Annotated in this window: 29 protein-coding genes and 1 tRNA gene; 18 read left to right on the top strand and 12 right to left on the bottom strand. The window is 67.9% G+C overall.

What is annotated here, in order from left to right; translation table 11 throughout:
• Positions 1 to 54: 54 nt before the first annotated feature.
• The 5 genes from ACSHSS_RS09005 to ACSHSS_RS08985 all read left to right on the top strand — a co-directional run bounded on the left by ACSHSS_RS09005 (position 55) and on the right by ACSHSS_RS08985 (position 4,442).
• Complete coding sequence (locus tag ACSHSS_RS09005) at positions 55 to 1,005, top strand: branched-chain amino acid ABC transporter permease (RefSeq protein WP_006405872.1); 951 nt, start codon at positions 55 to 57, stop codon at positions 1,003 to 1,005.
• Between the two features lie 18 nt (positions 1,006 to 1,023).
• A complete protein-coding gene (locus ACSHSS_RS09000) occupies positions 1,024 to 2,193 on the top strand; it encodes an ABC transporter permease subunit (protein WP_006398551.1) in 1,170 nt (389 codons plus the stop codon).
• A gap of 23 nt (positions 2,194 to 2,216) precedes the next feature.
• Entirely contained in the window at positions 2,217 to 2,993 is a 777-nt protein-coding gene (locus ACSHSS_RS08995; protein WP_006398552.1) for an ABC transporter ATP-binding protein, read from the top strand.
• Positions 2,993 to 3,709 (top strand): ABC transporter ATP-binding protein, encoded by a 717-nt coding sequence (locus tag ACSHSS_RS08990; protein ID WP_012212865.1) that lies wholly within the window; start codon positions 2,993 to 2,995, stop codon positions 3,707 to 3,709. The genes ACSHSS_RS08995 and ACSHSS_RS08990 overlap by 1 nt, the downstream gene beginning before the upstream one ends.
• Positions 3,710 to 3,950: 241 nt before the next feature.
• Positions 3,951 to 4,442 (top strand): DUF2278 family protein, encoded by a 492-nt coding sequence (locus tag ACSHSS_RS08985; RefSeq protein ID WP_445544847.1) that lies wholly within the window; start codon positions 3,951 to 3,953, stop codon positions 4,440 to 4,442.
• A 22-nt stretch (positions 4,443 to 4,464) separates the two neighbouring features.
• On the opposite strand, the gene ACSHSS_RS08980 is transcribed toward ACSHSS_RS08985, so the two are convergent.
• The 3 genes from ACSHSS_RS08980 to ACSHSS_RS08970 form a co-directional block, all read right to left on the bottom strand.
• Complete coding sequence (locus ACSHSS_RS08980; RefSeq protein WP_006405869.1) at positions 4,465 to 4,920, bottom strand: GNAT family acetyltransferase; 456 nt, start codon at positions 4,918 to 4,920, stop codon at positions 4,465 to 4,467.
• A 13-nt stretch (positions 4,921 to 4,933) separates the two neighbouring features.
• On the bottom strand, positions 4,934 to 6,118 hold the full coding sequence (locus ACSHSS_RS08975) for an acetylornithine transaminase (RefSeq protein WP_445544846.1): 1,185 nt from the start codon (positions 6,116 to 6,118) through the stop codon (positions 4,934 to 4,936).
• Positions 6,119 to 6,407: 289 nt separating this feature from the next.
• Complete coding sequence (locus ACSHSS_RS08970) at positions 6,408 to 7,439, bottom strand: CDP-6-deoxy-delta-3,4-glucoseen reductase (RefSeq protein ID WP_006398558.1); 1,032 nt, start codon at positions 7,437 to 7,439, stop codon at positions 6,408 to 6,410.
• A 106-nt stretch (positions 7,440 to 7,545) separates the two neighbouring features.
• On the opposite strand from ACSHSS_RS08970, the gene ACSHSS_RS08965 reads away from it, so the two are divergent.
• On the top strand, positions 7,546 to 8,577 hold the full coding sequence (locus ACSHSS_RS08965; RefSeq protein ID WP_217261842.1) for an NAD-dependent epimerase/dehydratase family protein: 1,032 nt from the start codon (positions 7,546 to 7,548) through the stop codon (positions 8,575 to 8,577).
• Here the strand turns inward: ACSHSS_RS08965 and ACSHSS_RS08960 are convergent.
• Positions 8,560 to 8,736: a hypothetical protein gene (locus tag ACSHSS_RS08960; protein ID WP_012212871.1), complete on the bottom strand. Its 177-nt coding sequence runs from the start codon at positions 8,734 to 8,736 to the stop codon at positions 8,560 to 8,562. The genes ACSHSS_RS08965 and ACSHSS_RS08960 overlap by 18 nt on opposite strands.
• Positions 8,737 to 8,841: 105 nt before the next feature.
• Positions 8,842 to 9,558 carry a pseudouridine synthase gene (locus tag ACSHSS_RS08955; RefSeq protein ID WP_217103840.1) on the bottom strand — a complete coding sequence of 239 codons (717 nt, stop codon included), beginning with the start codon at positions 9,556 to 9,558 and terminating at the stop codon, positions 8,842 to 8,844.
• 100 nt (positions 9,559 to 9,658) lie between these two features.
• Between ACSHSS_RS08955 and copC the strand changes: the two genes are divergently transcribed.
• From copC to ACSHSS_RS08935, 4 genes are all read left to right on the top strand, one after another.
• Complete coding sequence (gene copC, locus ACSHSS_RS08950) at positions 9,659 to 10,033, top strand: copper homeostasis periplasmic binding protein CopC (RefSeq protein WP_445544845.1); 375 nt, start codon at positions 9,659 to 9,661, stop codon at positions 10,031 to 10,033.
• A gap of 56 nt (positions 10,034 to 10,089) precedes the next feature.
• Complete coding sequence (locus ACSHSS_RS08945) at positions 10,090 to 10,590, top strand: DinB family protein (protein WP_107998625.1); 501 nt, start codon at positions 10,090 to 10,092, stop codon at positions 10,588 to 10,590.
• A gap of 174 nt (positions 10,591 to 10,764) precedes the next feature.
• A complete protein-coding gene (locus ACSHSS_RS08940; protein ID WP_445544844.1) occupies positions 10,765 to 11,538 on the top strand; it encodes an SDR family oxidoreductase in 774 nt (257 codons plus the stop codon).
• Between the two features lie 151 nt (positions 11,539 to 11,689).
• Complete coding sequence (locus tag ACSHSS_RS08935; RefSeq protein WP_445544843.1) at positions 11,690 to 12,619, top strand: LysR substrate-binding domain-containing protein; 930 nt, start codon at positions 11,690 to 11,692, stop codon at positions 12,617 to 12,619.
• Between the two features lie 74 nt (positions 12,620 to 12,693).
• On the opposite strand, the gene ACSHSS_RS08930 is transcribed toward ACSHSS_RS08935, so the two are convergent.
• Positions 12,694 to 13,596, bottom strand: coding sequence for a LysR family transcriptional regulator (locus ACSHSS_RS08930; protein ID WP_445544842.1), 903 nt, complete (start codon positions 13,594 to 13,596; stop codon positions 12,694 to 12,696).
• Between the two features lie 101 nt (positions 13,597 to 13,697).
• Here ACSHSS_RS08930 and ACSHSS_RS08925 point away from each other — a divergent pair, with 101 nt between their 5' ends.
• A complete protein-coding gene (locus ACSHSS_RS08925) occupies positions 13,698 to 14,588 on the top strand; it encodes an alpha/beta fold hydrolase (protein WP_445544841.1) in 891 nt (296 codons plus the stop codon).
• Between the two features lie 10 nt (positions 14,589 to 14,598).
• On the opposite strand, the gene ACSHSS_RS08920 is transcribed toward ACSHSS_RS08925, so the two are convergent.
• Complete coding sequence (locus tag ACSHSS_RS08920; protein WP_445544840.1) at positions 14,599 to 15,336, bottom strand: SDR family oxidoreductase; 738 nt, start codon at positions 15,334 to 15,336, stop codon at positions 14,599 to 14,601.
• Positions 15,337 to 15,452: 116 nt separating this feature from the next.
• Here ACSHSS_RS08920 and ACSHSS_RS08915 point away from each other — a divergent pair, with 116 nt between their 5' ends.
• A complete protein-coding gene (locus tag ACSHSS_RS08915) occupies positions 15,453 to 16,355 on the top strand; it encodes a LysR family transcriptional regulator (protein ID WP_006398569.1) in 903 nt (300 codons plus the stop codon).
• 148 nt (positions 16,356 to 16,503) lie between these two features.
• On the opposite strand, the gene ACSHSS_RS08910 is transcribed toward ACSHSS_RS08915, so the two are convergent.
• From ACSHSS_RS08910 to ACSHSS_RS08900, 3 genes are all read right to left on the bottom strand, one after another.
• Positions 16,504 to 16,588 (bottom strand) — tRNA-Leu (locus ACSHSS_RS08910).
• Between the two features lie 87 nt (positions 16,589 to 16,675).
• Complete coding sequence (locus ACSHSS_RS08905) at positions 16,676 to 17,833, bottom strand: ABC transporter substrate-binding protein (RefSeq protein WP_445544839.1); 1,158 nt, start codon at positions 17,831 to 17,833, stop codon at positions 16,676 to 16,678.
• 64 nt (positions 17,834 to 17,897) lie between these two features.
• A complete protein-coding gene (locus ACSHSS_RS08900) occupies positions 17,898 to 18,839 on the bottom strand; it encodes a CysB family HTH-type transcriptional regulator (protein WP_006398571.1) in 942 nt (313 codons plus the stop codon).
• A gap of 213 nt (positions 18,840 to 19,052) precedes the next feature.
• On the opposite strand from ACSHSS_RS08900, the gene ACSHSS_RS08895 reads away from it, so the two are divergent.
• The 6 genes from ACSHSS_RS08895 to cobA all read left to right on the top strand — a co-directional run bounded on the left by ACSHSS_RS08895 (position 19,053) and on the right by cobA (position 25,270).
• Complete coding sequence (locus ACSHSS_RS08895) at positions 19,053 to 20,732, top strand: nitrite/sulfite reductase (RefSeq protein WP_006398572.1); 1,680 nt, start codon at positions 19,053 to 19,055, stop codon at positions 20,730 to 20,732.
• Between the two features lie 25 nt (positions 20,733 to 20,757).
• Positions 20,758 to 21,315, top strand: a complete 558-nt coding sequence (locus tag ACSHSS_RS08890) for a DUF934 domain-containing protein (protein WP_217044807.1) — start codon at positions 20,758 to 20,760, stop codon at positions 21,313 to 21,315.
• Positions 21,312 to 22,055 carry a phosphoadenylyl-sulfate reductase gene (locus ACSHSS_RS08885; RefSeq protein ID WP_006398574.1) on the top strand — a complete coding sequence of 248 codons (744 nt, stop codon included), beginning with the start codon at positions 21,312 to 21,314 and terminating at the stop codon, positions 22,053 to 22,055. The genes ACSHSS_RS08890 and ACSHSS_RS08885 overlap by 4 nt, the downstream gene beginning before the upstream one ends.
• Before the next feature lie 77 nt (positions 22,056 to 22,132).
• On the top strand, positions 22,133 to 23,095 hold the full coding sequence (gene cysD / locus ACSHSS_RS08880) for a sulfate adenylyltransferase subunit CysD (RefSeq protein ID WP_006417190.1): 963 nt from the start codon (positions 22,133 to 22,135) through the stop codon (positions 23,093 to 23,095).
• A 22-nt stretch (positions 23,096 to 23,117) separates the two neighbouring features.
• Positions 23,118 to 24,434: a sulfate adenylyltransferase subunit 1 gene (locus tag ACSHSS_RS08875; protein WP_006398576.1), complete on the top strand. Its 1,317-nt coding sequence runs from the start codon at positions 23,118 to 23,120 to the stop codon at positions 24,432 to 24,434.
• Positions 24,435 to 24,505: 71 nt separating this feature from the next.
• On the top strand, positions 24,506 to 25,270 hold the full coding sequence (cobA, locus tag ACSHSS_RS08870; protein ID WP_059782707.1) for a uroporphyrinogen-III C-methyltransferase: 765 nt from the start codon (positions 24,506 to 24,508) through the stop codon (positions 25,268 to 25,270).
• Between the two features lie 100 nt (positions 25,271 to 25,370).
• Here the strand turns inward: cobA and ACSHSS_RS08865 are convergent, their stop codons facing one another.
• Positions 25,371 to 25,751, bottom strand: a complete 381-nt coding sequence (locus ACSHSS_RS08865) for a sirohydrochlorin chelatase (RefSeq protein WP_035952103.1) — start codon at positions 25,749 to 25,751, stop codon at positions 25,371 to 25,373.
• 28 nt (positions 25,752 to 25,779) lie between these two features.
• On the bottom strand, positions 25,780 to 26,928 hold the full coding sequence (lptG, locus tag ACSHSS_RS08860) for an LPS export ABC transporter permease LptG (protein ID WP_006417186.1): 1,149 nt from the start codon (positions 26,926 to 26,928) through the stop codon (positions 25,780 to 25,782).

The following is a 26,928-nucleotide window of genomic DNA, read 5'->3' as shown; positions in this document are numbered from 1 at the left end:
TCGCTTACCCGCGGGGCGCAACGTCCTCCGGCCGCACGGGCCAAGGAGCTTTAAATGGATATTTTCGTCCAGCAGATCCTCAACGGGCTGGTGCTCGGCAGTGTGTACGCCATCATCGCGTTGGGCTACACGATGGTGTACGGCATTCTCGGCATCATCAACTTCGCGCACGGCGACGTGCTGATGATCGGCGCGATGGTCGCGCTGTCCGCCATCACCGTGCTGCAGAACCATTTCCCCGAACTCGGCAACATCGCGACGCTGACGATCGGCCTCGGCATCGCCGCGATCGTCTGCGCGTTCGTCGGCTTCACGATCGAGCGTGTCGCGTACCGGCCGCTGCGCCGCGCGCCGCGTCTCGCGCCGCTGATCACCGCGATCGGCGTGTCGATCCTGCTGCAGACGGCCGCGATGATCATCTGGTCGCGCAACCCGCTGCCGTTCCCGCAACTGCTGCCGACCGATCCGATCAACGTGATCAAGGCGACCGACACGACGCCCGGCGCCGTGATCTCGGTCACCGAAATCGTGATCATCGCCGTCGCGTTCATCGTGATGGGCGGCCTGCTGCTGCTCGTGCACAAGACGAAGCTCGGCCGCGCGATGCGTGCGATCGCCGAAAGCCCGAACACCGCGAGCCTGATGGGCGTGAACCCGAACTTCGTGATCTCGGCCACCTTCATGATCGGCTCCGCGCTCGCCGCACTGGCCGGCGTGATGATCGCGTCCGAATACGGCAACGTGCACTTCTACATGGGCTTCATCCCCGGCATGAAGGCGTTCACCGCCGCCGTGCTCGGCGGGATCGGCAACCTCGGCGGTGCGATGGTCGGCGGCGTGCTACTCGGCCTGATCGAGCAGCTCGGGGCCGGCTACATCGGCAATCTCACGGGTGGCGTGTTCGGCAGTAACTACCAGGACGTGTTCGCATTCATCGTGCTGATCATCGTGCTGGTGTTCCGTCCGTCGGGCCTGCTGGGCGAACGGGTCGCAGACCGCGCGTAACGGAAGGGAGCAAACAACATGACATCCATTCAACCGATCGAATCGTCGACGACGCTCGTCGAAGAGCGCAACACCGCGAAGACCGTCACCATCGGCATCCTGACCGCGGCGTTCGTGATCGCCGCCCCGCTCGTGATCGGCGCGGCCGGCGGCAACTACTGGGTCCGCGTGCTCGACTTCGCGATGCTCTACGTGATGCTCGCGCTCGGCCTGAACGTCGTGGTCGGCTTCGCCGGCCTGCTCGACCTCGGCTACATCGCGTTCTACGCGGTGGGCGCCTATACGGCGGCGCTGCTCAGCTCGCCGCACCTGACCTCGCAGTTCGAGTGGATCGCGGCGCTCGCGCCGAACGGGCTGCACGTGCCGTTCCTGATCATCGTGCCGATCGCGATGGCGCTCGCGGCGACGTTCGGCGTGCTGCTCGGGGCGCCGACGCTGCGCCTGCGCGGCGACTATCTGGCGATCGTCACGCTCGGCTTCGGTGAAATCGTCCGGATCTTCATGAACAACCTCGATCGTCCGGTCAACATCACGAACGGTCCGAAGGGGATCACGGGCATCGATCCGGTGCACGTCGGCGGCTTCAACCTGTCGCAGACGCACACGCTGTTCGGCTTCCAGCTGCCGTCCGTGTACATGTACTACTACCTGTTCGTGCTCTGCGCGCTGCTCGTGATCTGGGTCTGTACGCGCCTGCAGCACTCGCGTATCGGCCGTGCATGGGCCGCGATCCGCGAGGACGAGATCGCCGCGAAGGCGATGGGCATCAATACCCGCAACGTGAAGCTGCTCGCGTTCGCGATGGGCGCGTCGTTCGGCGGGCTGTCGGGCGCGATGTTCGGTGCGTTCCAGGGCTTCGTGTCGCCGGAATCGTTCACGTTCTGGGAGTCGATCGTCGTGCTCGCGTGCGTCGTGCTCGGCGGCATGGGCCATATCCCCGGCGTGATCCTCGGCGCGGTGCTGCTCGCGGTGTTCCCGGAATTCCTGCGCTCGACGATGAGCCCGCTGCAGCACGCGCTGTTCGGCCACGACGTCGTCGATACCGAAGTGATCCGTCAGGCGCTGTACGGCCTCGCGATGGTCATCATCATGCTGTATCGCTCGGAAGGCCTGTGGCCCGCGCCGAAGCATGAGGACAAGATCGCGAAGCTGGCCAAGCGCAACGGCAAGAAGCCGGTGCGCGCGTAATCAACGGACAAGGGGATCCACACATGAGCGACAAGCAAATCCGACTGTCCGTGCAGGGCGTGAACAAGCGCTTCGGCGGGCTGCAGGCACTGTCCGACGTCGGGCTGCAGATCCGCGAAGGCGAGATCTACGGGCTGATCGGCCCGAACGGCGCCGGCAAGACGACGTTCTTCAACGTGATCACGGGCCTCTACACGCCGGACTCCGGCGAGTTCAAGCTCGACGGCCAGAACTACACGCCGACGGCCGTGCACCAGGTCGCGAAGGCCGGCATCGCGCGCACGTTCCAGAACATCCGGCTGTTCGGCGGGATGACCGCGCTCGAGAACGTGATGGTGGGCCGCCACGTGCGCACCAAGCACGGGCTGCTCGGCGCGGTGTTCCAGACGCCGGCCGAGCGCCAGGAAGAGCGCGAGATCAAGGAACGCGCGATCGAGCTGCTCGAATACGTCGGCGTGCTGCAGTATGCCGACTACACCGCGCGCAACCTGTCGTACGGCCACCAGCGCCGGCTCGAGATCGCGCGTGCGCTCGCGACCGACCCGAAGCTGCTCGCGCTCGACGAGCCGGCGGCCGGGATGAACGCGACCGAGAAGGTCGAACTCACGCGTCTGCTCGACAAGATCCGCGCGGACGGCCGCACGATCCTGCTGATCGAGCACGACGTGAAGCTCGTGATGGGCCTGTGCAACCGGATGACGGTGCTCGATTACGGCAAGGTGATCGCCGAGGGTCTGCCGCAGGACGTGCAGAAGAATCCGAAGGTGATTGAGGCATATCTCGGCGCAGGGGTGCACTGATGGCAGCGGCAATGTTGAAAATCAAGGGCTTGCAGGTCAACTACGGCGGCATTCAGGCCGTCAAGGGCGTTGACATGGAAGTCCGTCAGGGCGAGCTCGTGACGCTGATCGGCGCGAACGGCGCAGGCAAGACCACGACGATGAAGGCGATCACGGGTCTGAAGCCGTACTCGGCCGGCGACATCGAATACGACGGCAAGTCGATCAAGGGCGTGCCGCCGCACGAGCTGCTCAAGCGCGGCCTCGCGATGGTGCCGGAAGGCCGCGGGATCTTCGCGCGGATGTCGATCGTCGAGAACATGCAGATGGGCGCGTATCTGCGCAGCGACAAGGAGCAGATCAAGAAGGACGTCGAGCGGATGTTCGGCTTCTTCCCGCGTCTGAAGGAGCGCGCGTCGCAGCTCGCGGGCACGCTGTCGGGCGGCGAGCAGCAGATGCTCGCGATGGCGCGCGCGATCCTCTCCAAGCCGAAGCTGCTGCTGCTCGACGAGCCGTCGATGGGGCTGTCGCCGATCATGGTCGAGAAGATCTTCGAAGTCGTGCGCGAGATCTCGAAGGAGGGCATCACGGTGCTGCTCGTCGAGCAGAACGCGCGCCTCGCGCTGCAGGCGGCCGACCGCGGCTACGTGATGGATTCGGGCACGGTCACGATGGAAGGCGATGCGAAGCAGATGCTCGACGATCCGAAGGTGCGCGCTGCGTATCTCGGCGAATGAGCGAACGCGTATGGCGCGGCCGCCAGGCCGCGCCATACGGGCGCTTTCGAAAGGCTGTCACGCGATGTCGTGACGGCCTTTTTTCATGGCGGCGCCCGGCATCGAACTGTGCGCGCGATTCCGACTCCATCCGACGATCGTGCCGCGCATGCGGCACGGCAGGCGGCGGCGCACGGCTGTCGGCAAGCCGACACGCGCAGCGCGTAGCATGATGAGCCCCCTCGGCGCATGGAGAGCACGCATGAGTCTCGATTACGGTTTCGTAAAGGCGAAGGTGAAGGCCGTCGCAAGACTGAAGGGTTCACCGCACGGCGGCGAGACGCAGTATCACGTCCACCTGACGCTGGCCGTGCCCGGCGGCGACTGGGACGTCGCGATCAACGTCGGCACCAACGACGCGGACGATTTGCTGTATTACAAGCTCGTCTACGATTTCCATCATCCGGTCGCCGCGCAGGCGGGGCAGTTCGACGTGGTCGTGTTCGGCCGCACGTATGCGCAGGGCAACGGGATACACGACACGCACATGAACCAGGGCTCGACGGGCCCGAACTACCTGCACCGCGCAGGCAACGACCATAACGATCACAACGACGTCTGGCAGGACGGCGCGCTGATCGTGCGCGTGAGCGATACGCAGTGGGCCGCCTATTTCGCCGCGTTCGAAAAGCAGGCGGTGCCGACCGACGCGCTCGGCAACCCGCTGCCGGACGCCGGGCCGATCACGCGCTGACGCGACGCTGCCGGCCGTCGCGTCACGCGGCCGGCAGCGTCTTGCCGAACGAGATGCGCTCTTCGACGCGATAGCCGAGCGCCGCGTAGAAGCGGCATGCGTCGTCGTTGCCGGGCAGCACCTGCAGGTTGATCTTCGGGCAGCCGAGCGCGGCGAGCGCACGCTCGGCATGCGCGATCAGCGCGCGGCCGACGCCGAGCCGCCGCACGTCGTTGGCGACGCCGAACGAATAGAGCCAGCCGCGATGGCCGTCGAAGCCGGCCATCAGCGTGCCGACGACGCGCGTGCCGCAGACCGCGACGAAGAACAGCTCCGGCTGCGTCGCGAGCTTCAGCTCGATCGAGCGCTGCGGATCGCGGTGCGGCGGCGCGCCGGCCGCATCGTAATGCGGAAACGCGTCGCGCCACACCGCGAGTACGGCATCGGTGTCGGCGCGTTCGAACGGGCGGATAACGACGGCATCGGCGGCGGCATCCATCGGCGGGTTCTCCTCAGAGCGTGTCGAGCACCGACCGCAGCATCGCCATCATCTGGTCGATTTCCTCGGTCGTCACGTTCAGCGCGGGCATGAAGCGCAGCAGGTTCGGGCGCGCGGCGTTCAGCAGCAGCCCGTCGGGCTGCATGTCGCGCGCCTTCTCGACGATCTGCGGGCCGATGTCCTTGCCGAGCAGCAGCGCGCGCAGCAGCCCTTCGCCGCGTTCGCCTTCGAAGCCGCGCTCCTCCGACAGCTCGAGCAGCTTGCGCTTCAGGTATTCGCTGCGCGCACGCACGCCCTCGAGGAAGCCCGGCGCGACCAGTTGCGAGATCACCGAATGGCCGACCGCCGTCATCAGCGGATTGCCGTTGTACGTGCCGCCCTGATCGCCGGCTTCGAATACCGCGACGTCGGCCTTCGACAGCAGCGCACCGAGCGGCACGCCGCCGCCGATGCCCTTGGCGAGCGTCATGATGTCCGGCTCGATGCCCGACAGCTCGTAGGCGAACAGCGTGCCCGCGCGGCCGCACCCGCTTTGCACTTCGTCGACGATCAGCAGCAGGTTGTGCTGGCGCGTCAGCTCGCGCAGCGCGCGCATGAACTCGCGCGTCGCCGGAATCACGCCGCCTTCGCCCTGGATCGGCTCGAGCATCACCGCGACCGTCTTCTCGTTGATCAGCTTCTCGACCGACTCGATGTTGTTCAGCTCGGCCTTCGGGAAGCCCGGCACCTGCGGTGCGTAGAGCGTGTCCCAGCCCGGCTTGCCGCTCGCCGACATCGTCGCGAGCGTGCGGCCGTGGAAGCTCTGATCGAACGTGATGATCTCGTACGCGCCGTTGCGGAACTTGCGGCCCCACTTGCGCGCGAGCTTGATCGCGCCTTCGTTCGCCTCGGCGCCGCTGTTCGTGAAGAACACCTTGTCGAACACGCTGTGCTGCGTGAGCAGATCGGCGAGCTTCGCCATCGGCTCGTTGTAGAACGCCGGCGACGGATTCAGCAGCTTCTCGGCCTGCGACTTCAGCGCTTCGACGATCCCTTCGTTGCAGTGCCCGAGGCTGTTGACGGCCCAGCCCTGGATGAAGTCGAGATAGCGCTTGCCCGTGTGATCGTAGAGCCAGGACCCCTTGCCGTGCGTAAACACGATGTCGGGGCGGTTCGTGATGTACATCAGCGAGTCGATCGGGTAATCGTTCAGGGGCATGGCAGCAGACTCCGGCGGACGTGGAAACGGAAACGGGCAATAAAAAAGCCACGGAATGCCGTGGCTGGTGGATCGAACAGCTTGTGCGTAACCGGTGAAGCGGGGCGGGTTACGCGCGAGTCCGTGACGAGCCGGCGGCATCCGGGCGGAGCGGCGAGCGGCGACGTCGGAGAGCGGACAGGAAGCGGTTCATGTGCGCAAGCATAAGGCATCCCGCGCCCGACTGTAAACCGCCGCGATGCCACGCGTGTGACATCGCGACGCGCAGCGGCGCGGGCCGGCGCCGGACTCAGACCGGATGCGCGAGATCGGCGGCGCTCGTGAACGAGTCGGCGTAGAACTCGTCGGCGGGCAGGCCGTGGTGCTGCGTGAAGTCGCGCTGCGCGGACTCGACCATCACCGGCGCGCCGCACGCGTAGACCTGGTAGCCCGACAGGTCGGGCAGATCCTCGATCACGGCGCGGTGCACGAAGCCGGTGCGGCCCGTCCACTGATCGGCGTCGTCCGGCTCGGACAGCACGGGCACGTACTTGAAGTTCGGGATCTCGCGCGCCCACTGCTCGGCGAGCTCGCCGAGATAGATGTCCTTCTTGCGGCGTGCGCCCCAGTAGAGCGTCATCGGCCGCGTGATGCCGGTGTGCTTCACGTGCTCGATGATCGCCTTGATCGGCGCGAAGCCCGTGCCCGATGCGAGCAGCACGATCGGCTTGTCGGAGTCTTCGCGCAGGAAGAACGTGCCGAGCGGGCCTTCGAAGCGCAGGATGTCGCGCTCCTTCATCGCGCCGAACACGTGATCGGTGAACTTGCCGCCCGGCATGTGGCGGATGTGCAGCTCGACCGGGCCTTCCTCGTGCGGCGCATTGGCCATCGAGTAGCTGCGGCGCGAGCCGTCCTTCAGGATGAATTCGATGTACTGGCCCGCGAGATACTGCAGACGCTCGTTCGCCGGAAGCTGCAGCTTCACGACCATCACGTCGTCGGCCTTGCGTTCGAGCGCGGCGATCCGGCACGGCAGCTTCTTGACCTGCACGCCGTCGACGCCCGCGATCTCGCGCACGTCGATCTCGAGATCGCATTGCGCCGTCGCGCAGCAGAGCAGCGCGAGGCCGCGCGTGCGCTCGTCGTTCGACAGCGCCGACGCGGCATGCGGGCCCTGTTCGATCTGCCCCGACACGATCTGCCCCTTGCAGGAGCCGCACGCGCCGTTCTTGCAGCCGTACGGCAGATGGACGTTCTGGCGCAGCGCGGCCGCCAGCACGGTTTCGTCCGACTCGACCTGGAATTGCCGGCCGCTTTGCTTGAGAGTGACGTTGAATGCCATAGAACCAACTAGAACAAAATGTGGGGACCGTGCATGTCGCACACGGCAGCTACAATGCAAATCCGTTGCGCGCCGCGCAACGGTGGCTACTGATCTCGCAACCAACATGATCGCGACTCGAATTCTGCGCCGGCCGCGCGTGCTGGTCGTCGGCTGCGGCGACGTCGGCCTGCGGTGCGTCGCGCAATGGCGCGACACGCGCCGCGACCTGCGGATCGTCGCGCTGACGAGCCATCCGGCCCGCCGCGACGCGCTGCGCGCCGCCGGCGCGACGCCGGTCGTCGGCGACCTCGACCGGCCGCAGACGCTGCGCCGGCTCCGCGGTCTCGCACGGACGATCCTGCATCTCGCGCCGCCGCAGCCCGACGGCCGCGACGATCGGCGCACGCGCGCGCTCGTCGCCGCATTGACCATGCCTGCGCGGCGGCGCCCGCCGCAGCCCGCGACGGGCCGGCTACGCCGGCTGCGCGCCGCGCAAGGCCCGCTGCAGGCGCCCGCGCGCAAAGGGCGTATTGTACCCGACGGCCTTCGCGCGCCGCGGCTCGTGTACGCGAGCACGACCGGCGTTTACGGCGATTGCGGCGGTGCGCGCATCGACGAAACGCAGCCGCTGCGCCCCGCGAATCCGCGCGCGTTCCGGCGCGTGTCGGCCGAGCGGCAACTGCGTGCGGCGACGGTGCGCGGCGTGCTGCTTGCATCGATCGTGCGGATTCCGGGCATCTACGCGGCGAACCGGCTGCCGCTCGCGCGGCTCGAACGCGGAACGCCCGCGCTCGAGCCCGCCGACGACGTCTACACGAATCACGTGCACGCGGACGATCTCGCGGCGATCCTGCGCCGCACGGCGGAGCGCGGCCGGCCCGCGCGCGTCGTGCACGCGTCGGACGACAGCGAACTGCGGATGGGAGAGTATTTCGACCGCGTCGCGCACGCGTTCGGCCTGCCGCCGCCGCCGCGGATCAGCCGTGCGGACGCCGAGCGGCAGCTCGAACCGACGCTGCTGTCGTTCATGCGCGAGTCGCGGCGCCTGTCCAATGCGCGGCTCAAGGCCGAATTGTGCGTGAGCTTGCGCTATCCGACCGTAGACGATTTCCTTCAAACGCTGGCGCCGCGCGGCGCCTCACGTGAGCGCGGGTAGCGCCTCGATCAGCAGGAAGCACATCAGCGCGCCGAGCAGCGCACCGATCAGGTTCGGGTGGTAACGGTGCTTCGCGCGCATCGCGGCCAGCAATCCGCCGATTGCGGCGGCGCCAAGGATCGCGAACGCGATCATCACGTATGACTGAGTGGTTTGCATGACGTCTCCCCTGCATCGCTGCTCGTACAGCTTGTGATTTCAGTATAGCGGGGGAACTGTCGCGCACGGTGGGGCGCAAGGGCGAACGATCGTGCGGATTTTCCCTTACAGGGTTTTGACGGGATTGCGCAGCGCGGCGAGCTCGGCTTCGCCGAGCCAGCGCCATGCGCCGGGCGCGAGGTCGGCGGGCAGCGCGAGGCCGCCGACGCTTTCGCGGTGCAGCGCTTCCACGCGGTTGCTGGCCGCAGCGACCATGCGCTTCACCTGATGATATTTGCCTTCGAGGACGGTCAGCGCGAGTGTGTGCGGATCGCGCGCGTCGGCGGCGACTGCCGCGACCGGCTTCGGCTCGCCGTGCAACTGCACGCCGCCGCGCAGCGCGTCGAGCTGCGCGGCATCGAGCGCGTGGCGCACCGTCGCGACGTAGGTTTTCGGCACCTTGCGCTTCGGCGACGTGTACGCGTGCACGAACTGCCCGTCGTCGGAGAGCAGCAGCAGGCCGGTCGTGTCCTGGTCGAGGCGGCCGACGCACTGCACGCCGCGCGCGACCAGCGGCGCAGGCAGCAGGCTGAACACGCTCGGATGATGCTGCGGATCGCGCGAGCACTCGTAGCCGGCCGGCTTGTTCAGCACGACGTACGCGCGCGCATGGAACGGCCAGGGCGTGCCGTCCACGGTGAAGACGAGGCCGTCGGTGTCGAGGTCGGCGTCCGGGTCGGTCGCCGGCGCGCTGCCGATCGCGACGCGGCCCGCTTCGATCAGCCCGCGGCACTGGCGGCGCGAGCCGAAGCCCTGCGTGTAGAGAATGCTTTCGAGATCCATAGCGCGCGCATTCTATCAAGCGGCACGCGCGCACCGGCATGAAGCCGTGCGCGCTGGTAAGCTGCGCATCACACGTTCGTTCACTCCCGACCGAGAATCCATGCGTTTCGATCCCTGTCTGCTCGGCCGCCGCGCGGCCGCCGTCCTGTTTGCCGCGACCGTTTCCTCGGCCGCGTTCGCGCACGCGCACGTCGCGAAAAGCGATCCGGCCGCCAATGCCGTGCTTGCCGCCGCACCGGCCGCCGTGACGATCGACTTCACCGAAACGCTCGAACCGGCGTTCAGCTCGATCGTCGTCGTCGACGGCGGCGGCAAGACGGTGTCGGACGGGCGTGCGCGCGTCGATGCGGGCGACCGCAAGCGGATGACCGTGCCGCTGAACGCGCTCGGCGCCGGCGCGTATACGGTGAAATGGGTGGCCGTCGCGACCGATGGACACCGCACGCAGGGAAGCTACGGTTTCAGCGTGAAATAGGAAGCGCGCGGCGCACCGCCGCGTTCGCCATCGTCTCGTCCGACCCGGAGGCTCGCATGAACCCGACGACGCTCGATGCACTTGCCGATTTCCCCCGTCTGCTCGAAGCCCACTTCGCGGCCGTGCCGGACGGCTATGCGCGCTGGACGCCGGACGACTGGACCGGCATCCCGAGCGAACGCTTCTCGCCGCTCGGCCAGCTGTGCCACGTGCGCGACATCGAGATCGACGGCTATCACGTGCGGCTGCGGCGCATGCTCGAGGAAGACCGGCCGCTGCTCGTGTCCGTCGACGGCGATGCGCTCGCGATCGAGCGGCGCTACGATGCCGCGTACGCATCGGACGTGCTCGCGGCGTTTCGCGACGCGCGCCGCACGACGCTCGAGATCGTGTCGCGTCTCACGCCGGAGCAGTTCGCACGCACCGGCGAATTCGAAGGCTACGGCCCGCTCACCGTGCGCGGGCTGCTGCATTACCTGTGCAGCCACGATCAGCAGCATCTCGCGGGCATGCAATGGCTGCTCGGCAAGATCGACGCGCAGCGTCACGCGCGCTGAGCGCAACGCGGTTTTTCTGCGGCGGTCGGTGCGGTCGCGCACCGTTCGGCGCCGCCGCCGGCTGCCGGCTGCGATTGGGCGGCTTTTCTGGATAATCCATCCAGCCGCGGCCGGCTGACCGGCGCGGCGTGCATGCCTACACTCGGAGCTTCTTCAACCGGAAAGGAGTCAACCGTGGCCACTCACACGCTCGCAGACAAGGTCGTCCTGATCGCAGGCGGCGCGAAAAACCTCGGCGGCCTGATCGCGCGGGACCTCGCGAGCCACGGCGCAAAGGCCGTGGCGATTCACTACAACAGCGCGGCGACGCGCGCGCAGGCCGACGAGACGGCCGCCGCGGTGCGTGCCGCCGGTGCGCAGGCCGATACGTTCCAGGCCGACCTGACGACGGCCGCCGCGGTCACGAAGCTGTTCGACGACGTGAAGCAGCGCTTCGGCAAGATCGACATCGCGATCAACACGGTCGGCAAGGTGCTGAAGAAGCCGATCGTCGAGATCGGCGAGGCCGAATACGACGAGATGTTCGCGGTCAACAGCAAGTCGGCGTTCTTCTTCATCAAGGAAGCCGGCCGGCATCTCGAGGATCACGGCAAGCTCGTCACGCTCGTCACGTCGCTGCTCGGCGCGTTCACGCCGTTCTATGCGGCGTACGAAGGATCGAAGGCGCCGGTCGAGCACTTCACGCGTGCGGCCGCGAAGGAATACGGCGCGCGCGGGATCTCGGTGACGGCCGTCGGTCCGGGCCCGATGGATACGCCGTTCTTCTACCCGGCCGAAGGCGCCGATGCGGTCGCGTATCACAAGACGGCGGCCGCGCTGTCGCCGTTCAGCAAGACGGGGCTGACCGACATCGAGGACGTCGTGCCGTTCATCCGCCATCTCGTCACGGACGGCTGGTGGATCACGGGCCAGACGATCCTGATCAACGGCGGCTATACGACGAAATAAGCGACGAAGTAAGCGACGAAATAAGCGACCGAGTACGCGCCGGATACCGCGCGGCCGCGCCGTACTGGGCGGTTTGCGTGGACAATCGGAAGGCGTGCGGGCATGCCCGCGCGCCTTTTTCGTTTTCGGCGCCGGCGGCGCACGCAGCCACATGGACAAGCTCGATCAGGTCAGGATCTTCCTTCAGGTTGCCGAGATGGGCAGCTTCATCAAGGCGGCGCACGCGCTCGACGTGCCGCGCGCGACGGTGTCGGCGGCCGTTCAGCAGCTCGAGGCGGCGCTCGGCACACGGCTGCTGCATCGCACGACGCGGCAGGTGCAGCTGACCGCCGACGGCACGGTGCTGCTCGAGCGCGGCCGGCGCCTGCTGTCCGAAGCCGACGAACTCGACCGGCTGTTCCGGCGGCGCGACCGCGACGTGATCGGCCGGCTGAACGTCGACGTGCCGAGCCGGATCGCGCGGCGCGTGATCGCGCCCGCGCTGCCGGCGCTGTTTCGCCGCCATCCGAAGCTGCAGCTGTCGCTCGGCTCGACCGACCGGTCGATCGACCTCGTGCAGGAGGGCGTCGACTGCGCGATTCGCGTCGGGCGGCTCGCGGACAGCAGCCTCGTCGTGCGCCCGCTCGGGCAGTTCGCGCTGATCAACTGCGCGAGCCCCGACTATCTGCGCGAGCACGGCGTGCCCGAGCATCCGGACGCGCTCGCGCACGGACACTGGGCGATCGGCTATGCGTCGCCGACGACGGGGCGCGAGCTTGACTGGGAGTACGGCACGGACGCGGGCCGGCACACGCTGACGCTGCCGAGCCGCGTCGTCGTGAACAACGCGGAAACGTATATTGCGAGCTGCATCGCCGGGATGGGACTGATCCAGATCCCGCGTTTCGACGTCGCGCATCTGCTCGAGAGCGGCGCGCTCGTCGAAGTGATGCGCGCGCATCGGCCCGCGCCGATGGATGTCTCGGCCGTTTATCCGCATCGTCGCCATCGGTCGCGGCGGCTCAACGCGTTCGTCGAATGGTTCGGCGAATTGATGGCCGATGCGCTGACGGACCGTGTCGCCGACGCGGATCGCGACTGACGGCGCGGTACGGCACGATCCGGCGCGACACGCGATGCGATGTCCGCGACAACGCGCGCACCGCATCGCGCCATTCAGCGCGGCATGGCCGCGAACTGCCGCGTCCGCCCAGTGTCCCGCACCGCGTCGATCAGCGCCGCACCGACGCCGTCCGGCTTCGACGTGAACGCGTAGAACCGCGCGGCCGGCAACGCGGGCAGGCCGTCCGCCGCCCCGCACGTACGCAGTCCGGCGCGCAGCTGGCTGCGCGCGAGCACCGTGACCGCGAAGCCCGCGAGCGCGGCCGACACGCAGCCCGCCATGCTGGCGCTTTCGAACAGCACGCGAAACGGGCGCAGCGACGCGGCGAGCGCCGACACGGCCGCGTCGCGATACACGCACGGCTCGGGGAACAGCGCGAGCGGCACTTCGCGCTCGCGATCGAGCGTCGCGTCGGCTGCGAACGCCCATTCGAGCGGCTCCTCCCACAGCAGTTCGCCGGCCGCCTCGACCTGCCGGCACTGCTTGCCGAACACGACGTCGAGCCGGCCGAGCGCCTGCTCGCGCAGCAGCGACGCCGTGATCCCGACCTTCAGCTCGATCGACGCATGCGGATCGCGATCGCGAAACGCGCGCAGCACCTGCGGCAGCCACGCGGCCGCGAAGTCCTCGGACGCGCCGACGCGCAGCCGCCCGTGTGCCGGCGCGCCGCGCAGGCGCGCGCGCACTTCGCGCTCCATGTCGACGATGTTGCGCGCATATGCGTACAGCGTGTCGCCGGCCGGCGTGAGCGCGATCCGCCGCGTGGTGCGTGCGAGCAGCACGGTGCCGGCCGCCTGTTCGAGCCGCTTGATGTGGCCGCTGACCGCGGACGGCGTCAGTGCGAGCCGTTCGGCCGCCGGCGCGAAGCCGCGGCTGTCGACGACTTCGAGAAAGGTGCGCAGCAGCGCGATGTCGAGCGACGTCGACGTCGACGCCGGATCGGTCAGCGGTTCCATCGGACCATTCAACATGAAATGTGACGAGTGATCGATGATACTCCGTGAATCGTGACGAAATGGCGGCTTAGCATCGAACCATCCGATCGACGGGAGCACACATGACTGCCTACGCCCATGCGACCACTGCGTCGCTCGACATCGCCTATCTCGAATGGAATCCGCGCGGCCAACGTGCGGCCGTGCTGCTGCATGGCTGGCCGGACAGCGCCGTCGGCTGGACGCCGGTTGCCGAAGCGCTCGCCGCGCGCGGCTATCGCGTGCTCGCGCCCGCACTGCGCGGCTTTGCGCCGACGCGGTTTCGCGATGCGTCGGTGCCGCGCAGCGGGCAGCTCGCCGCGCTCGGCCGCGACGTGCTCGAGTTCGCCGATGCGCTCGGTCTCGAGCGGCCGGTGCTGGTCGGGCACGACTGGGGCGCGCGGGCGGCCGCCAACGCGTGCGGGCTGCGCGACGGCGCTGCCTCGCATCTCGTGATGCTGTCGGTCGGATACGGCACCAACGATCCGCATCAGCCGCTGTCGCTGCAGCAGGCGCGCAACTACTGGTACCACTGGTTCCTCGCGACGGCGCGCGGCGAGCAGGCGCTGCGCGACGATCGCCGCGCGTTCGCGCGCCTGATGTGGGACACGTGGTCGCCGCCCGGCTGGTATCGGCCCGACGAGTTCGACGCGGCCGCCGTCGCGTTCGACGGACCGGACTGGATCGAGGTCGTGCTGCACTCGTACCGGCATCGCTGGGGCTTCGTGCCCGGCACGCCGGCCTATGCGGACGACGACGCACGGCTGAATCCGGCGCCCGTGCTGGCGGTGCCGACGCTCGTTCTGCATGGCGGCGCGGACACATGCAATCACCCGGACAGCTCGGCGGGGCGCGAGCGGTTCTTCAGCGGTCGCTACGAGCGGCAGTTGCTCGACGGCGTCGGGCACTTTCCGCAGCGCGAGGCGCCCGCGGCCGTCGCGGATGCGGTCCTCGCGTTCTGCGCGCAGCGCTGACGCACCGCGATCAGCACATCCCGCCGTTCGCGCGCAGGATCTGACCGTTGATCCACGCGCCGTCGGGGCCGGCGAGGAAGGCGACGACGCCCGCGATGTCGTCGGACTGGCCGATCCGTTCGAGCGGATTCATCTTGGCGAGCCGCTCGATCTGCTCCGGGCCTTTGCCGCGCAGGAACAGCTCGGTCGCGACCGGCCCCGGTGCGACGGCGTTCACGCGAATCGCGCGCCCGCGCATTTCCTGTGCGAGCACCTGCGTGAGGCTTTCGACGGCCGCCTTGCTCGCGACGTAGACGCCGTAGGTCGGCAGGCGCATGCCGATTACGCTCGTCGACAGGTTCACGATGCGGCCGCCGTCGCGCACGCGCTTCGCCGCCTCGCGGCATACGTTGAACGTGCCTTTCAGGTTGATCGCAATCGTCTCGTCGAACGCGGCGTCGTCGAAGTCGGCGATCGGCGCGAGCTTCATCACGCCGGCGCTGTTGACGACGACGTCGATGCCGCCGAACGCGCGCGTCGCCGTGTCGAACAGTGCGGCAACCGCGCTCGCGTCCGCGACGTCGGCCTGCACGGCGAGCGCCTCGCCGCCGGCCGCCGCGATCGCGTCGACGACGTCGCGCGCGGCGTCGCCGTTGCCCGCGTAGTTGACGACGACCTTGAATCCGTCGGCCGCGAGACGGCGCGCGATTTCCGCGCCGATTCCGCGCGACGCACCCGTGACGACGGCGACCTGGTTCGATGTGTTCATGTCCTGCTCCTTGTTCGTGAATGCCGGCCGGGCCGGCGACAGGACCAATGTAAGCCGCCGCCGCCAATAAAAATAATGAATAATGCTCAGATCATGAATGACAAAAAGTACGTCGGATGCGATTCGACAGCAGGCTTTTGAGCGGAATCGGCGTGCTATCGGCCGTGATCGAGGCCGGCAGCTTCGCGCGCGCGGGCGAAGCGATCGGCCTGACGCAGCCGGCGGTGAGCCGCGCGGTGGCGCGGCTCGAGGAGCGGATCGGGATCCGGATCTTCAACCGCACCGCGCGCGCGATCACGCTGACCGACGAAGGGCGACGCTTCTACGAAGCGGTCGCGCCGCTGCTGGCCGGCATCGAAGACGCGGCGCTCGATGCCGGTCGCGCGAAGGAGAAGGTGAGGGGGCGGCTGCGCGTGAACGTCGACGGCACCTTCGGTCACTACGTGCTCGCGCCGAAGCTGGCCGCGTTCCTCGAGCGCTTTCCGGATCTGTCCGTCGAGATCAGCGTGCGCGACCGGATGGGCGACCTCGTCGCCGACGGTTTCGACGTCGCGGTGCGCTTCGGCGTGCCGGAGCCGTCGTCGTACCGCGCGCGGCTGCTGCTCGAGACGCGCGTGCTGACCTGCGCGTCGCCTGCGTACGTTGCTCGGCACGGCGAACCGCGGCATCCACGCGAGCTTGCCGACGGCCATCGCTGCGTGCTGATCCGCGATCCGGTCACGGGGCGGCCGTTCGAGTGGGAATTCCATCGCGGCGGCGAGGTCGTGCCGTTCGCGGCGGCCGGCCGGCTGATGGTCAACGATACCGGTTCGCTGCTCGGTGCGTGTCTCGGCGGGGCGGGCGTCGCGCAGCTGCTCGAGCTGTATGCGCGCGACATCGTGTCGGAAGGGCGGCTGACGCTGCTGCTGCCGGACTGGACCGACGAGACGTTTCCGCTCTACGCGTACTACCACGCGTCGAACCTCGTGTCGGCGAAGGTGCGCGTGTTTCTCGATTTCGTCCGCGAGCTGACGAACTGAGCGTGGCCGCGCGCGGACGGCGCGGACAAAGAAAAAGCCCCGGTCGTCGACACGGGGCTCGATGCGGGTGCGTCGCGGTGCGAACGCGTGGTGGAGGCAGTCGTCGCGCGCCGGTGTTGCGGCGGGGAGAAGCTGCGCTTCCGTTGTCTGGTGCCCAGGGCCGGAATCGAACCGGCACGCCTTGCGGCGGGGGATTTTGAGTCCCCTGCGTCTACCAATTTCACCACCTGGGCTTGTTCGGACCGCGCATGCGATCGTGCGCGGCGAAACGCGGATTATGGCCGAAAACCGCGCGCCGGGCAAGCCGCGCGGCCGCGCCGTCACTGGCTCAGATAGACGAACTGCCCGTGCCTGACGATCCCCATCACGCTCGCGCGCTGATCGAGGCCCACGTGATCCTTGTCGCTCGTATTCACGACGCCGTTGGGCACGACGAGCTCGTGCGCGCGCTCGAGCTCGCGCCGCAGCGCCGCCCGGAAGGCGGGCGTGCCGGGCTGCGCGACCTTCACCGCGCGCCCGACCGCATCGGCGAGCCGCGGATAGACGCCGGCCGCATCGCCCGCGAACTGCGTGACCGTGCCGGCGCCGTACTTCGCCTCGTACGCGTCGACGAACGCGAGCGCGGCCTTGCGCGCAGGATGGTCGGCCGGCAGCGTGCGCGCGACGACGACCGGCTGCGTCGGAAACAGCGTGCCGTCGACGTCCTTGCCGCCCAGCTTGATGAACTCCGGCGTCGCGATCCCGTGCGTCTGGTAGATCGGCCCCTTGTAGCCGCGCTCGATCAGCGTGCGCTGCGGCAGCACGGCCGGCGTGCCCGAGCCCGCGATCAGGATCGCGTCCGGTTTCGCCGCGATCAGCTTCAGCGCCTGGCCGGTCACGCTCGCGTCGGTGCGGTTGAAGCGCTCGGTCGCGACCACGCGGATCTTGCGCAGCTCGGCGAAGCGCGTGAACTCGTTGAGCCAGCTGTCGCCGTAGCTGTCCGCGAAGCCGATGAAGCCGACCGTCTTCACGCCGTGGTTCGCCATGTAGCGCGTCATCACGTCGGCCATCGCGCGGTCGCTCTGCGCCATCTTGTACGCCCAGGTGCGCGCGCCTTCCTGCGGCTCGACGATCGCGCCCGAGCCGACCAGCGTGATCATCGGCGTCTGGCCGGCCGCGACCGCGTCGAGCGCCGCGAGCGCGGCCGGCGTGATGTTCGGCCCGACCACGACGTCGACGTGATCCTCGTCGACGAGCTTGCGGATATTGCGCACCGCGGCGCCCGGATCGGACGCGTCGTCGAGCACCGTCACCTGCAGCGGCTGCCCCGCGATCGTCTTCGGCCACATCAGGATCGCGTTCTTGCTCGTGATGCCGATCGCGGCGGCGGGGCCGGTCGACGACAGGTCGACGCCGACCTTCAGGTCGGCATGCGCGGTCGCGCACGCGAGCACGAGGGCGGCGCCGGCGGCGCGGCGCAGCAGGGCGGGAAGCGTCATGCGGGATTCTCCGTCGGGCAACAAAAAGGGGCGCGATATGCGCCCCTGTCGTTATACACGCGGCTCAAAGCTCGTACGATTCGGATTCGCCCTTGAGCGCCTGCTCGATCAGCTTGCGGTTCAGCGTCGGCGACAGCAGTTCGACGAGCGTATACACATAGCTGCGCAGATACGCCCCCTGTTTCAGTGCGACGCGCGTCACGTTGCTGCCGAACAGATGGCCGACCGGGATCAGCCGCAGGTTGCGGTCGCGCTCGGGATTGAACGCGATGTCGGCCATGATCCCGACGCCGAGGCCGAGCTCGACATAGGTCTTGATCACGTCCGCGTCGATCGCCTCGAGCACGATGTCCGGCGACAGCCCGCGCAGCGCGAACGCATGGTTGATCTTCTTGCGGCCCGCGAACGCGTCGTCGTACGTGATCAGCGGATACTGCGCGAGATCGTCGAGCGTGACGGGCTTGCGTTCGAGCAGCGGGTGATCGGGCGGGACGACGGCCGCGTGATGCCACTGAAAGCACGGCAGCGACACAAGCTCCTTGTAGTCGGCGATCGCCTCGGTCGCGACGGCGAGATCGGCCTGGTCGTGGATCACCATCTCGGCGACCTGCGTCGGGCTGCCCTGGAGGATCGACAGATGCACCTTCGGGAAGCGCTTCTTGAACTCGGCGATGGCGGCCGGCAGCGAGTAGCGCGCCTGCGTGTGCGTTGCCGCGATCGTCAGGTTGCCCTGATCCTGCGCCGCATAATCTTTTCCGACCCTTTTCAGGCTTTCGACTTCCTGCAGGATCCGCTCGACCGACGCAAGGATGATGCGGCCAGGCTCGGTCAGCGAGCGCACGCGCTTGCCGTGGCGCGTGAAGATCTCGACGCCCAGTTCGTCTTCCAGCTCGATGATCGCCTTCGAAACCCCCGGCTGCGACGTGTACAGCGCCTTGGCGGCCTCGGTGAGGTTGAAATTCTGCCGGACGGCCTCGCGCACGAAGCGAAATTGGTGCAGGTTCATTTATAACCCTTCCGCATATCAACAGAATTTTTTAGTCGTTTGAAATATAAGGCGAGTTTATTACGATTCACCGGAGTTTTTCAAATATGGATATCTGTTTTCGTCATTAGCAATCCACCGGGCAGCGGAAGGCCGGCGGCAGGCGGAACGGAGATTCGGGCGCGACGTGGCTAGGACGTCGCGCGGTCACCACGAAAACCCTGGGGTCCCCGAATGTATCAGTACGACCAGTACGACCAGACGATCGTCGACGAGCGTGTCGCGCAGTACCGCGATCAGGTGCGCCGCCGGCTGTCGGGCGAATTGAGCGAAGACGAGTTCCGCCCGCTGCGCCTGCAGAACGGCCTGTACATGCAGCGCCACGCGTACATGCACCGCATCGCGATTCCGTACGGCAACCTGCGCAGCGACCAGCTGCGGATGCTGGCGCGCATCGCGCGCGAGCACGATCGCGGCTACGGCCATTTCTCGACGCGTTCGAACATCCAGTTCAACTGGATCAAGCTCGAAGAAACGCCCGAGATCCTCGCGAAGCTCGCGTCGGTGCAGATGCACGCGATCCAGACGTCGGGCAACTGCATCCGCAACATCACGGCCGACCAGTTCGCGGGCGTGGCGCAGGACGAAGAGATCGATCCGCGTCCGTGGGCCGAGATCCTGCGTCAGTGGTCGACGTTCCATCCGGAATTCGCGTGGCTGCCGCGCAAGTTCAAGATCGCGGTGTCGGGCTCGAAGCACGACCGCGCGGCCGTGCAGATCCACGATCTCGGCGTGTATCTGAAGAAGAACGCGCAGGGCGAAGTGGTCGCGAGCATCCTCGCGGGCGGCGGCCTCGGCCGTACGCCGATCGTCGGCGCGGTGATCCGCGAGGATCTGCCGTGGCAGCACCTGCTCACGTACTGCGAAGCGGTGCTGCGCGTGTACAACCGTTACGGCCGCCGCGACAACCTGTACAAGGCGCGCATCAAGATCCTCGTGAAGGCGCTGTCGCCCGCGAAGTTCGCGCAGCAGGTCGAGGAAGAGTGGCAGCACCTGAAGGACGGTCCGTCGACGCTCACGCAGGCGGAAGTCGATCGCGTGTCGCAGTACTTCCAGCCGCCCGTCTACGAAAAGCTCGCGGACACCGATGCCTCGTTCGAACAGCATCTGCTCGAGAACAAGGCGTTCGCGCGCTGGGTCGAGCGCAACGTCGCGCCGCACAAGGTGCCGGGCTATGCGGCCGTCACGCTGTCGCTGAAGAATCACCGCGCGGCGCCCGGCGACGCGACGGCCGAGCAGATGGAGCAGGTGGCCGACTGGGCCGACGCCTATTCGTTCGGCGAACTGCGCGTGTCGCACGAGCAGAACCTGATCCTCGCGAACGTCAAGAAGCGCGACCTGTTCGCGGTGTGGGAAAAGGCGAAGGCCGCCGGTTTCGCGACGCCGAACATCGGGCTGCTGACCGACATCATCGCGTGCCCGGGCGGCGATTTCTGCTCGCTCGCGAACGCGAAGTCGATCCCGATCGCGCTCGCGATCCAGCAGCGCTTCGACGATCTGGACTACGTGTACGACCTCGGCGACCTGTCGCTGAACATTTCCGGTTGCATGAACTCGTGCGGTCACCACCACGTCGGCAACATCGGCATCCTCGGCGTCGACAAGGACGGCTCGGAGTGGTACCAGGTGTCGCTCGGCGGCGAGCAGGGCACGGGCCAGAACGGCGCGCGCCTCGGCCGCGTGATCGGCCCGTCGTTCTCGGCCGAAGAAGTGCCCGACGTCGTGTCGACGCTGATCGACACGTTCGTCGAAGCGCGCATCGACGGCGAGCGCTTCATCGACACGTACGATCGCATCGGCATCGCGCCGTTCAAGGAGCGCGTGTATGCCGCGCGCCAGACCGTGAACGCGTAACCAACCGGGTAGAAGGAATTTGCAGATGGCTTCGATTATCAAGAACCGCGCAGTGATCGACGACGCATGGCAGGTCGTGCGCGCGGAGCAAGACGGTGCGCTGCCCGCGGTCGATGCGCTGCCGGCCGGCAAGGTGCTGGTGCCGTTCGCCCTGTGGCAGGCCGAGCGCGCGGCGCTCGTCGCCGCGAAGACGAAGGACGAACTGGGCGTGTGGCTGGCGCCGGACAGCGAACCGGCCGATCTCGCGCCGGACTTCGACGCGATCTCGCTGATCGCGGTGGACTTCCCGCGCTTCGCGGACGGCCGCGGCTACAGCATCGCGCGGCTGCTGCGCGAGCGCTACGGCTGGGCCGGCGAGTTGCGCGCGATCGGCGACGTGCTGCGCGACCAGCTGCTGTACATGTCGCGTTGCGGCTTCGACGCGTTCGCGGTGCGCGCGGACAAGGACATCCACGATGCGCTGAACGCGTTCGGCGAATTCACGCAGCGCTATCAGGGCGCGTTCGACGAGCCGGCGCCGCTGTTCCGTCGCCGCGCGGCGACGGCCGACGTGGCGACGTCCGCTGCCAAGGTGAGCGCATGAGCAACGCAACCGCCACCGCGCTGACGCCCGAGCTCGCCGCGAAGGTCGAGCGGCTCGACGCGCTGCTCGCGCAGATCGCCGCGCGTCATCCGAACGTGAAGCTCGCGAGCAGCCTCGCGGCGGAAGACATGCTGCTCACACACGCGATCCTGTCGAAGGGTCTCGCGATCGGCATCTTCTCGCTGAACACGGGCCGCTTGCATGCCGAGACGCTCGGCATGATCGACCGCGTGCGCGAGCGCTACGGCTACGAGATCGAGCAGTTCCACCCGCAGCAGGATGCGGTCGATCGCTATGTCGCCGAGCATGGACTGAACGCGTTCTACGAAAGCGTCGAGCTGCGGAAATCGTGCTGCCACATCCGCAAGGTCGAGCCGCTGAACCGCGCGCTCGCCGACGTCGATGCGTGGGTCACGGGCCAGCGCCGCGAGCAGTCGGTCACGCGTGCCGAGCTGCACGAGGAAGAGCAGGACGAGGCGCGCGGGATCGCGAAGTACAATCCGCTCGCCGACTGGACCGAGCGCGACGTGTGGGCGTACCTCGACGCGTTCGGCGTGCCGGTCAACCCGCTGCATGCGCGCGGCTATCCGAGCATCGGCTGCGAGCCGTGTACGCGCGCGATCCGTCCCGGCGAGGACAGCCGCGCGGGCCGCTGGTGGTGGGAGTCGCGCGACACGAAGGAATGCGGCCTGCACATCGCGATCACGCCGATTCCCGCAAGCGCCGACGCATCGCACTGAAGCCCGAACGACAAGATCGAATATTGCGCCGCTCGCGACAGCGGGCGGCACGAACCCAGAAGAGAAGGACCGAAACCATGAGCACGACGCTCGAGCAATCCGCCTTTGCCCCGCCCACCGGCGCCGACAGCCGCATGGGCCATCTCGACTGGCTCGAAGCCGAGTCGATCCATATCCTGCGCGAGCTGGTCGCCGAGTGCAGCAAGCCGGCGCTGTTGTTCTCGGGCGGCAAGGATTCGGTCGTCGTGCTGCACCTCGCGCTGAAGGCGTTCGGTCTCGGCGCGAACCGCAAGACGACGCTGCCGTTCCCGCTCGTCCATATCGACACCGGCCACAACTACGAAGAAGTGATCGACTTCCGCGATCGCCGGGCGAAGGAGATCGGCGCCGAGCTGATCGTCGGTCACGTCGAGGACTCGATCAAGCGCGGCACGGTCGTGCTGCGGCGCGAGACCGATTCGCGCAATGCGGCGCAGGCCGTCACGCTGCTCGAGACGATCGACGCGCACGGTTTCACCGCGATGATCGGCGGTGCGCGCCGCGACGAAGAGAAGGCGCGCGCGAAGGAGCGCATCTTCTCGTTCCGCGACGAATTCGGCCAGTGGGATCCGAAGGCGCAGCGTCCGGAACTGTGGAGCCTGTACAACGCGCGCCTGCACAAGGGCGAGCATCTGCGCGTGTTCCCGATCTCGAACTGGACCGAGCTCGACGTGTGGCAGTACATCGCGCGCGAAAACCTCGAGCTGCCGTCGATCTACTACGCGCACCAGCGCGAGATCGTCCGCCGCAACGGACTGCTCGTGCCCGTCACGCCGCTCACGCCGATGCGCGAGGGCGAGACGAGCGAGATCGCGCAGGTGCGGTTCCGCACGGTCGGCGACATTTCCTGCACGTGCCCGGTCGAGAGCGACGCCGACGACGTCGAGAAGATCATCGCCGAGACGGCGGTGACCGAGATCACCGAGCGCGGCGCGACGCGGATGGACGACCAGACGTCGGAAGCCGCGATGGAACAGCGCAAGAAGCAAGGCTATTTCTGACGCACACGAGGACATTCACATCATGAGCATCATCGAGAACACCGAAGACCTCGGCGTGCTGCGCTTCATCACCGCAGGCAGCGTCGACGACGGCAAGAGCACGCTGATCGGCCGCCTGCTGTACGACAGCAAGGCCGTGCTGTCCGACCAGCTGTCCGCGCTGTCGCGTGCGAAGAACAAGCGCACGGTCGGCGACGAGCTCGACCTCGCGCTGCTGACCGACGGCCTCGAAGCCGAGCGCGAGCAAGGCATCACGATCGACGTCGCGTACCGCTACTTCGCGACCGCGAAGCGCAAGTTCATCATCGCCGACACGCCGGGCCACGAGCAGTACACGCGCAACATGGTGACGGGCGCGTCGACCGCGCACGCGGCGATCATCCTGATCGACGCGACGCGCGTGACGGTGGAGAACGGCGTTGCCGAACTGCTGCCGCAGACGAAGCGCCACAGCGCGATCGTGAAGCTGCTCGCGCTGCAGCACGTGATCGTCGCGATCAACAAGATGGACCTCGTCGACTACAGCGAAGCGCGCTTCAACGAGATCCGCGACGCGTACGTCGCGCTCGCGAAGCAGCTCGGGCTGACCGACGTGCGCTTCGTGCCGGTCTCGGCGCTCAAGGGCGACAACATCGTCGGCGCGAGCGAGCGCATGCCGTGGTATGCGGGCGAGCCGCTGCTCGACGTGCTCGAGTCGCTGCCGGTCGCGACGCAGGCGCACGACGCGCTGCGCTTCCCGGTGCAGTGGGTCGCGCGTCAGGACGGCAGCTCGGCCGACGACTTCCGCGGCTACATGGGCCGCATCGAGTCGGGCGAGGTGAAGGTCGGCGACGAGATCGTCGTGCTGCCGTCGAACCGTCCCGCGACGGTCGCCGAGATCATCGCGCCGGTGCCGGGCGGCACCGCGGCCGTGCCGCACGCGTTCGCGGGTCAGACGGTGACGATCCGTCTCGACGAAGACGTCGACGTGTCGCGCGGCGACATGTTCGTGACGGCCGCCGAGCCGGTCGCGCCCGCGAAGAAGCTCGAGGCGGACCTGTGCTGGTTCGACGAGACGCCGCTGTCGCCGCAGCGCAAGTACCTGCTGAAGCAGACGACGAGCACGGTGTTCGCGAAGATCGGCGGCGTCAAGCAGGTGCTCGACGTGCATACGCTGTCGCACGCGACCGACCGTCAGGACCTGAAGATGAACGACATCGGCCGCGTCGCGCTGACGCTGCAAAAGCCGATCGTGTGCGACACGTACGACGCGCATCCGGGCACGGGCGCGTTCGTGCTGATCGACGAGGCGACGCATCACACGGTCGCCGCAGGGATGATCCGGGCGTTTTCGGCGTAACCGGCATCGCGCTGCCGCCACGCGGCGGCGCGCGCCGGGAGCGTCGCCCGCATGAAGGCGAAGCGACAAACATGGGCAAGGTGTATCTGATCGGCGCAGGGCCGGGGGCGGCGGACCTCATCACGGTACGCGGCGCGCGGCTGCTCGCCGCGGCCGACGTCGTGCTGCACGACGCGCTCGTCGAGCCCGAGATGCTCGACTACGCGCCGAACGCACGCAGGATCGCGGTCGGCAAGCGCTGCGGGCAGCGCTCGACCGCGCAGCAGTTCATCAACAAGCAGATCGTCGACGCGGCGCGCGAACACGCGTGCGTGGTGCGGCTCAAGGGCGGCGATCCGATGCTGTTCGGGCGCGCGGACGAGGAAATGCGCGCGCTCGAAGCGGCCGGCATCGACTACGAGGTCGTGCCGGGCATCACGGCGGCGCTGGCCAGTGCGGCGACGCTGAAGCGCTCGCTGACGCTGCGCGGCGTCGCACGCAGCGTCGCATTCGCGACGCACAGCCGTGCGCCGGGCAGCGACGAGATTCGCGAAGCGGCGCGTGCCGACTCGATCGTCTACTACATGGGGCGCGACAGCGCGCCGGGCATCGCGCAGGAGCTGATCGACGCGGGCCGCGCGCCGACGACGCCGGTCGCGATCGTCGAGGCGTGCAGCACCGCGCGCGAGCGTACGCTGACGCTCACGCTCGCCGAGATGGCAGCCGGCGCGGCGCAGGCGTGGCTCGATCCGGCGCAGCCGAGCCTGCTGATGATCGGCGATGCGCTCGCCGAGCGGCAGCGGCAGCCGCAGCCGCAACACGCGGCGGAGGGCGGCCGGTTGCGCAACGCGGCCTGACGACGGCGCCGCCTGCGACGGCTTCGCGCCGTCCCCGAAAATACGAACGCCGGCATCTGCCGGCGTTTTTCATGGTGCGCTATGCGCTGCGCATCGCCTTTCAGGCGTCGCGTTCGAGCTGGTCGATGCAGTAGCGCGCGATCGCGTCGAGCACGCCGTCGTCTTCGCCGACGGCCGTTGCGCAGCGGATCTCGACACCGGGATGCGCGGCACGGCACGCGTCGATCAGTTGCGGCAGATCGCGCCGCACGTGGCCGCCCTGGCCGAAGAACACCGGCACGACGGTCACGCGCGTGCAGCCGGCCGCCACCTGTGCGGCAACGGCGGCGTCGAGCGACGGCGTCATCAGTTCGAGGAATGCGAGCGAGACCTGCGCGGCGCCGCCGGCGGCGCGCAGCCGCGCGGCGAGCCGCTCGAACGGCTCGGCCCAGCGCGGATCGCGCGCGCCGTGACCGAACAGGACGATGCCGTGCGAAGTCATGTCGAAACCTCCGTCGGGCGCGCGGCGCTCAGTGCCGGTCGACCCATTTCAGCGCGAACAGCCCGAGCGCGAGATAGATCAGGCCCGGCGTGGCCGCGGTGAGCGGCGCGGGCCACGTGTTCAGCGTGCCGATATGCGAGAACAGCGTATTGAGCAGCTGGAAGCTCATCCCGAGCATGATGCCGCCGAACACCTTCACACCGACCACGCCCGCACGCGTATGCAGATACGCGAACGGCAGCGACAGCACGAGCATCACGAACACCGCGAACGGATAGAGCAGTTTGCGCCACAGCGCGATGTCGTAGCGCTGCGTGTCCTGATGGTTTTCGCGCAAGTGCTGGATATAGCGGAACAGGTTGATGATCGACATGCGCTCGGGCGACACGAGCAGCACGGACAGGATCTGCGGCGTGAGATCCGAGCGCAGCCGGTATTCGGGCAGCGACACCTGCTGCGACCGGTACACGGGGTTCAGCGCATCGGGCGCTTGCCCGGCGATCGGCTGGATCGGCGTCAGTTCCGTCTCGGTCACGCCCTTGAGCAGCCAGTGGCCGGGCGGCTCGTAGCGGCCCGTCTGCGCGATGCGCACGTTCTTCAGCTGGAATTTCGCGTCGAATTCGTAGATCCGCACGTTGCTGATCGTCGAATCGGGCGCGAGGCTGCCGACGTTCACGAAACGCGTGACCTGCTCGCCGTTCTCGCGCGCGGCGAGCGTGTCCTTCACCCATACGCCGGACTGGAAGTTCGACGACACCGATGCGCCGAGCGCCTGCAGCCGCACGCGCTCGGACAGCTGGTCGGCGTACGGGCCGACGAATTCGCCGATCAGGTAGGTGACGATCACGAGCGGCACGCCGATCTTCAGCAGCGAGCGCAGCGCCTGGTTGGTCGCGAGGCCCGAGACGCGGAAGATCGTGAACTCCGAGTTCGCGGCCATTTGCGCGAACACGTAGATCGCACTGATCAGCGCGGCGACCGGGATGATCTCGTAGAAGCGCGAGGGCGTTTGCAGCGCGACGCGCAGCACCGCGTAGCCGAACTTGTAGTTGCCGTGCCCGACCGAATTCAGTTCGCTGATCAGGTCGAAGAAGAAGAACAGGCCCGAGAACGCGAACAGGATGAAGACGAACGTGACGTAGATCTGCCGCGCGAAGTACTTTTCATAGAGCCGCAT

The sequence above is a fragment of the Burkholderia sp. BC1 genome (genome assembly GCF_052683555.1).
Note: the sequence above shows the minus strand (reverse complement) of the source record. Positions and strands in the feature narration are given on the sequence as shown.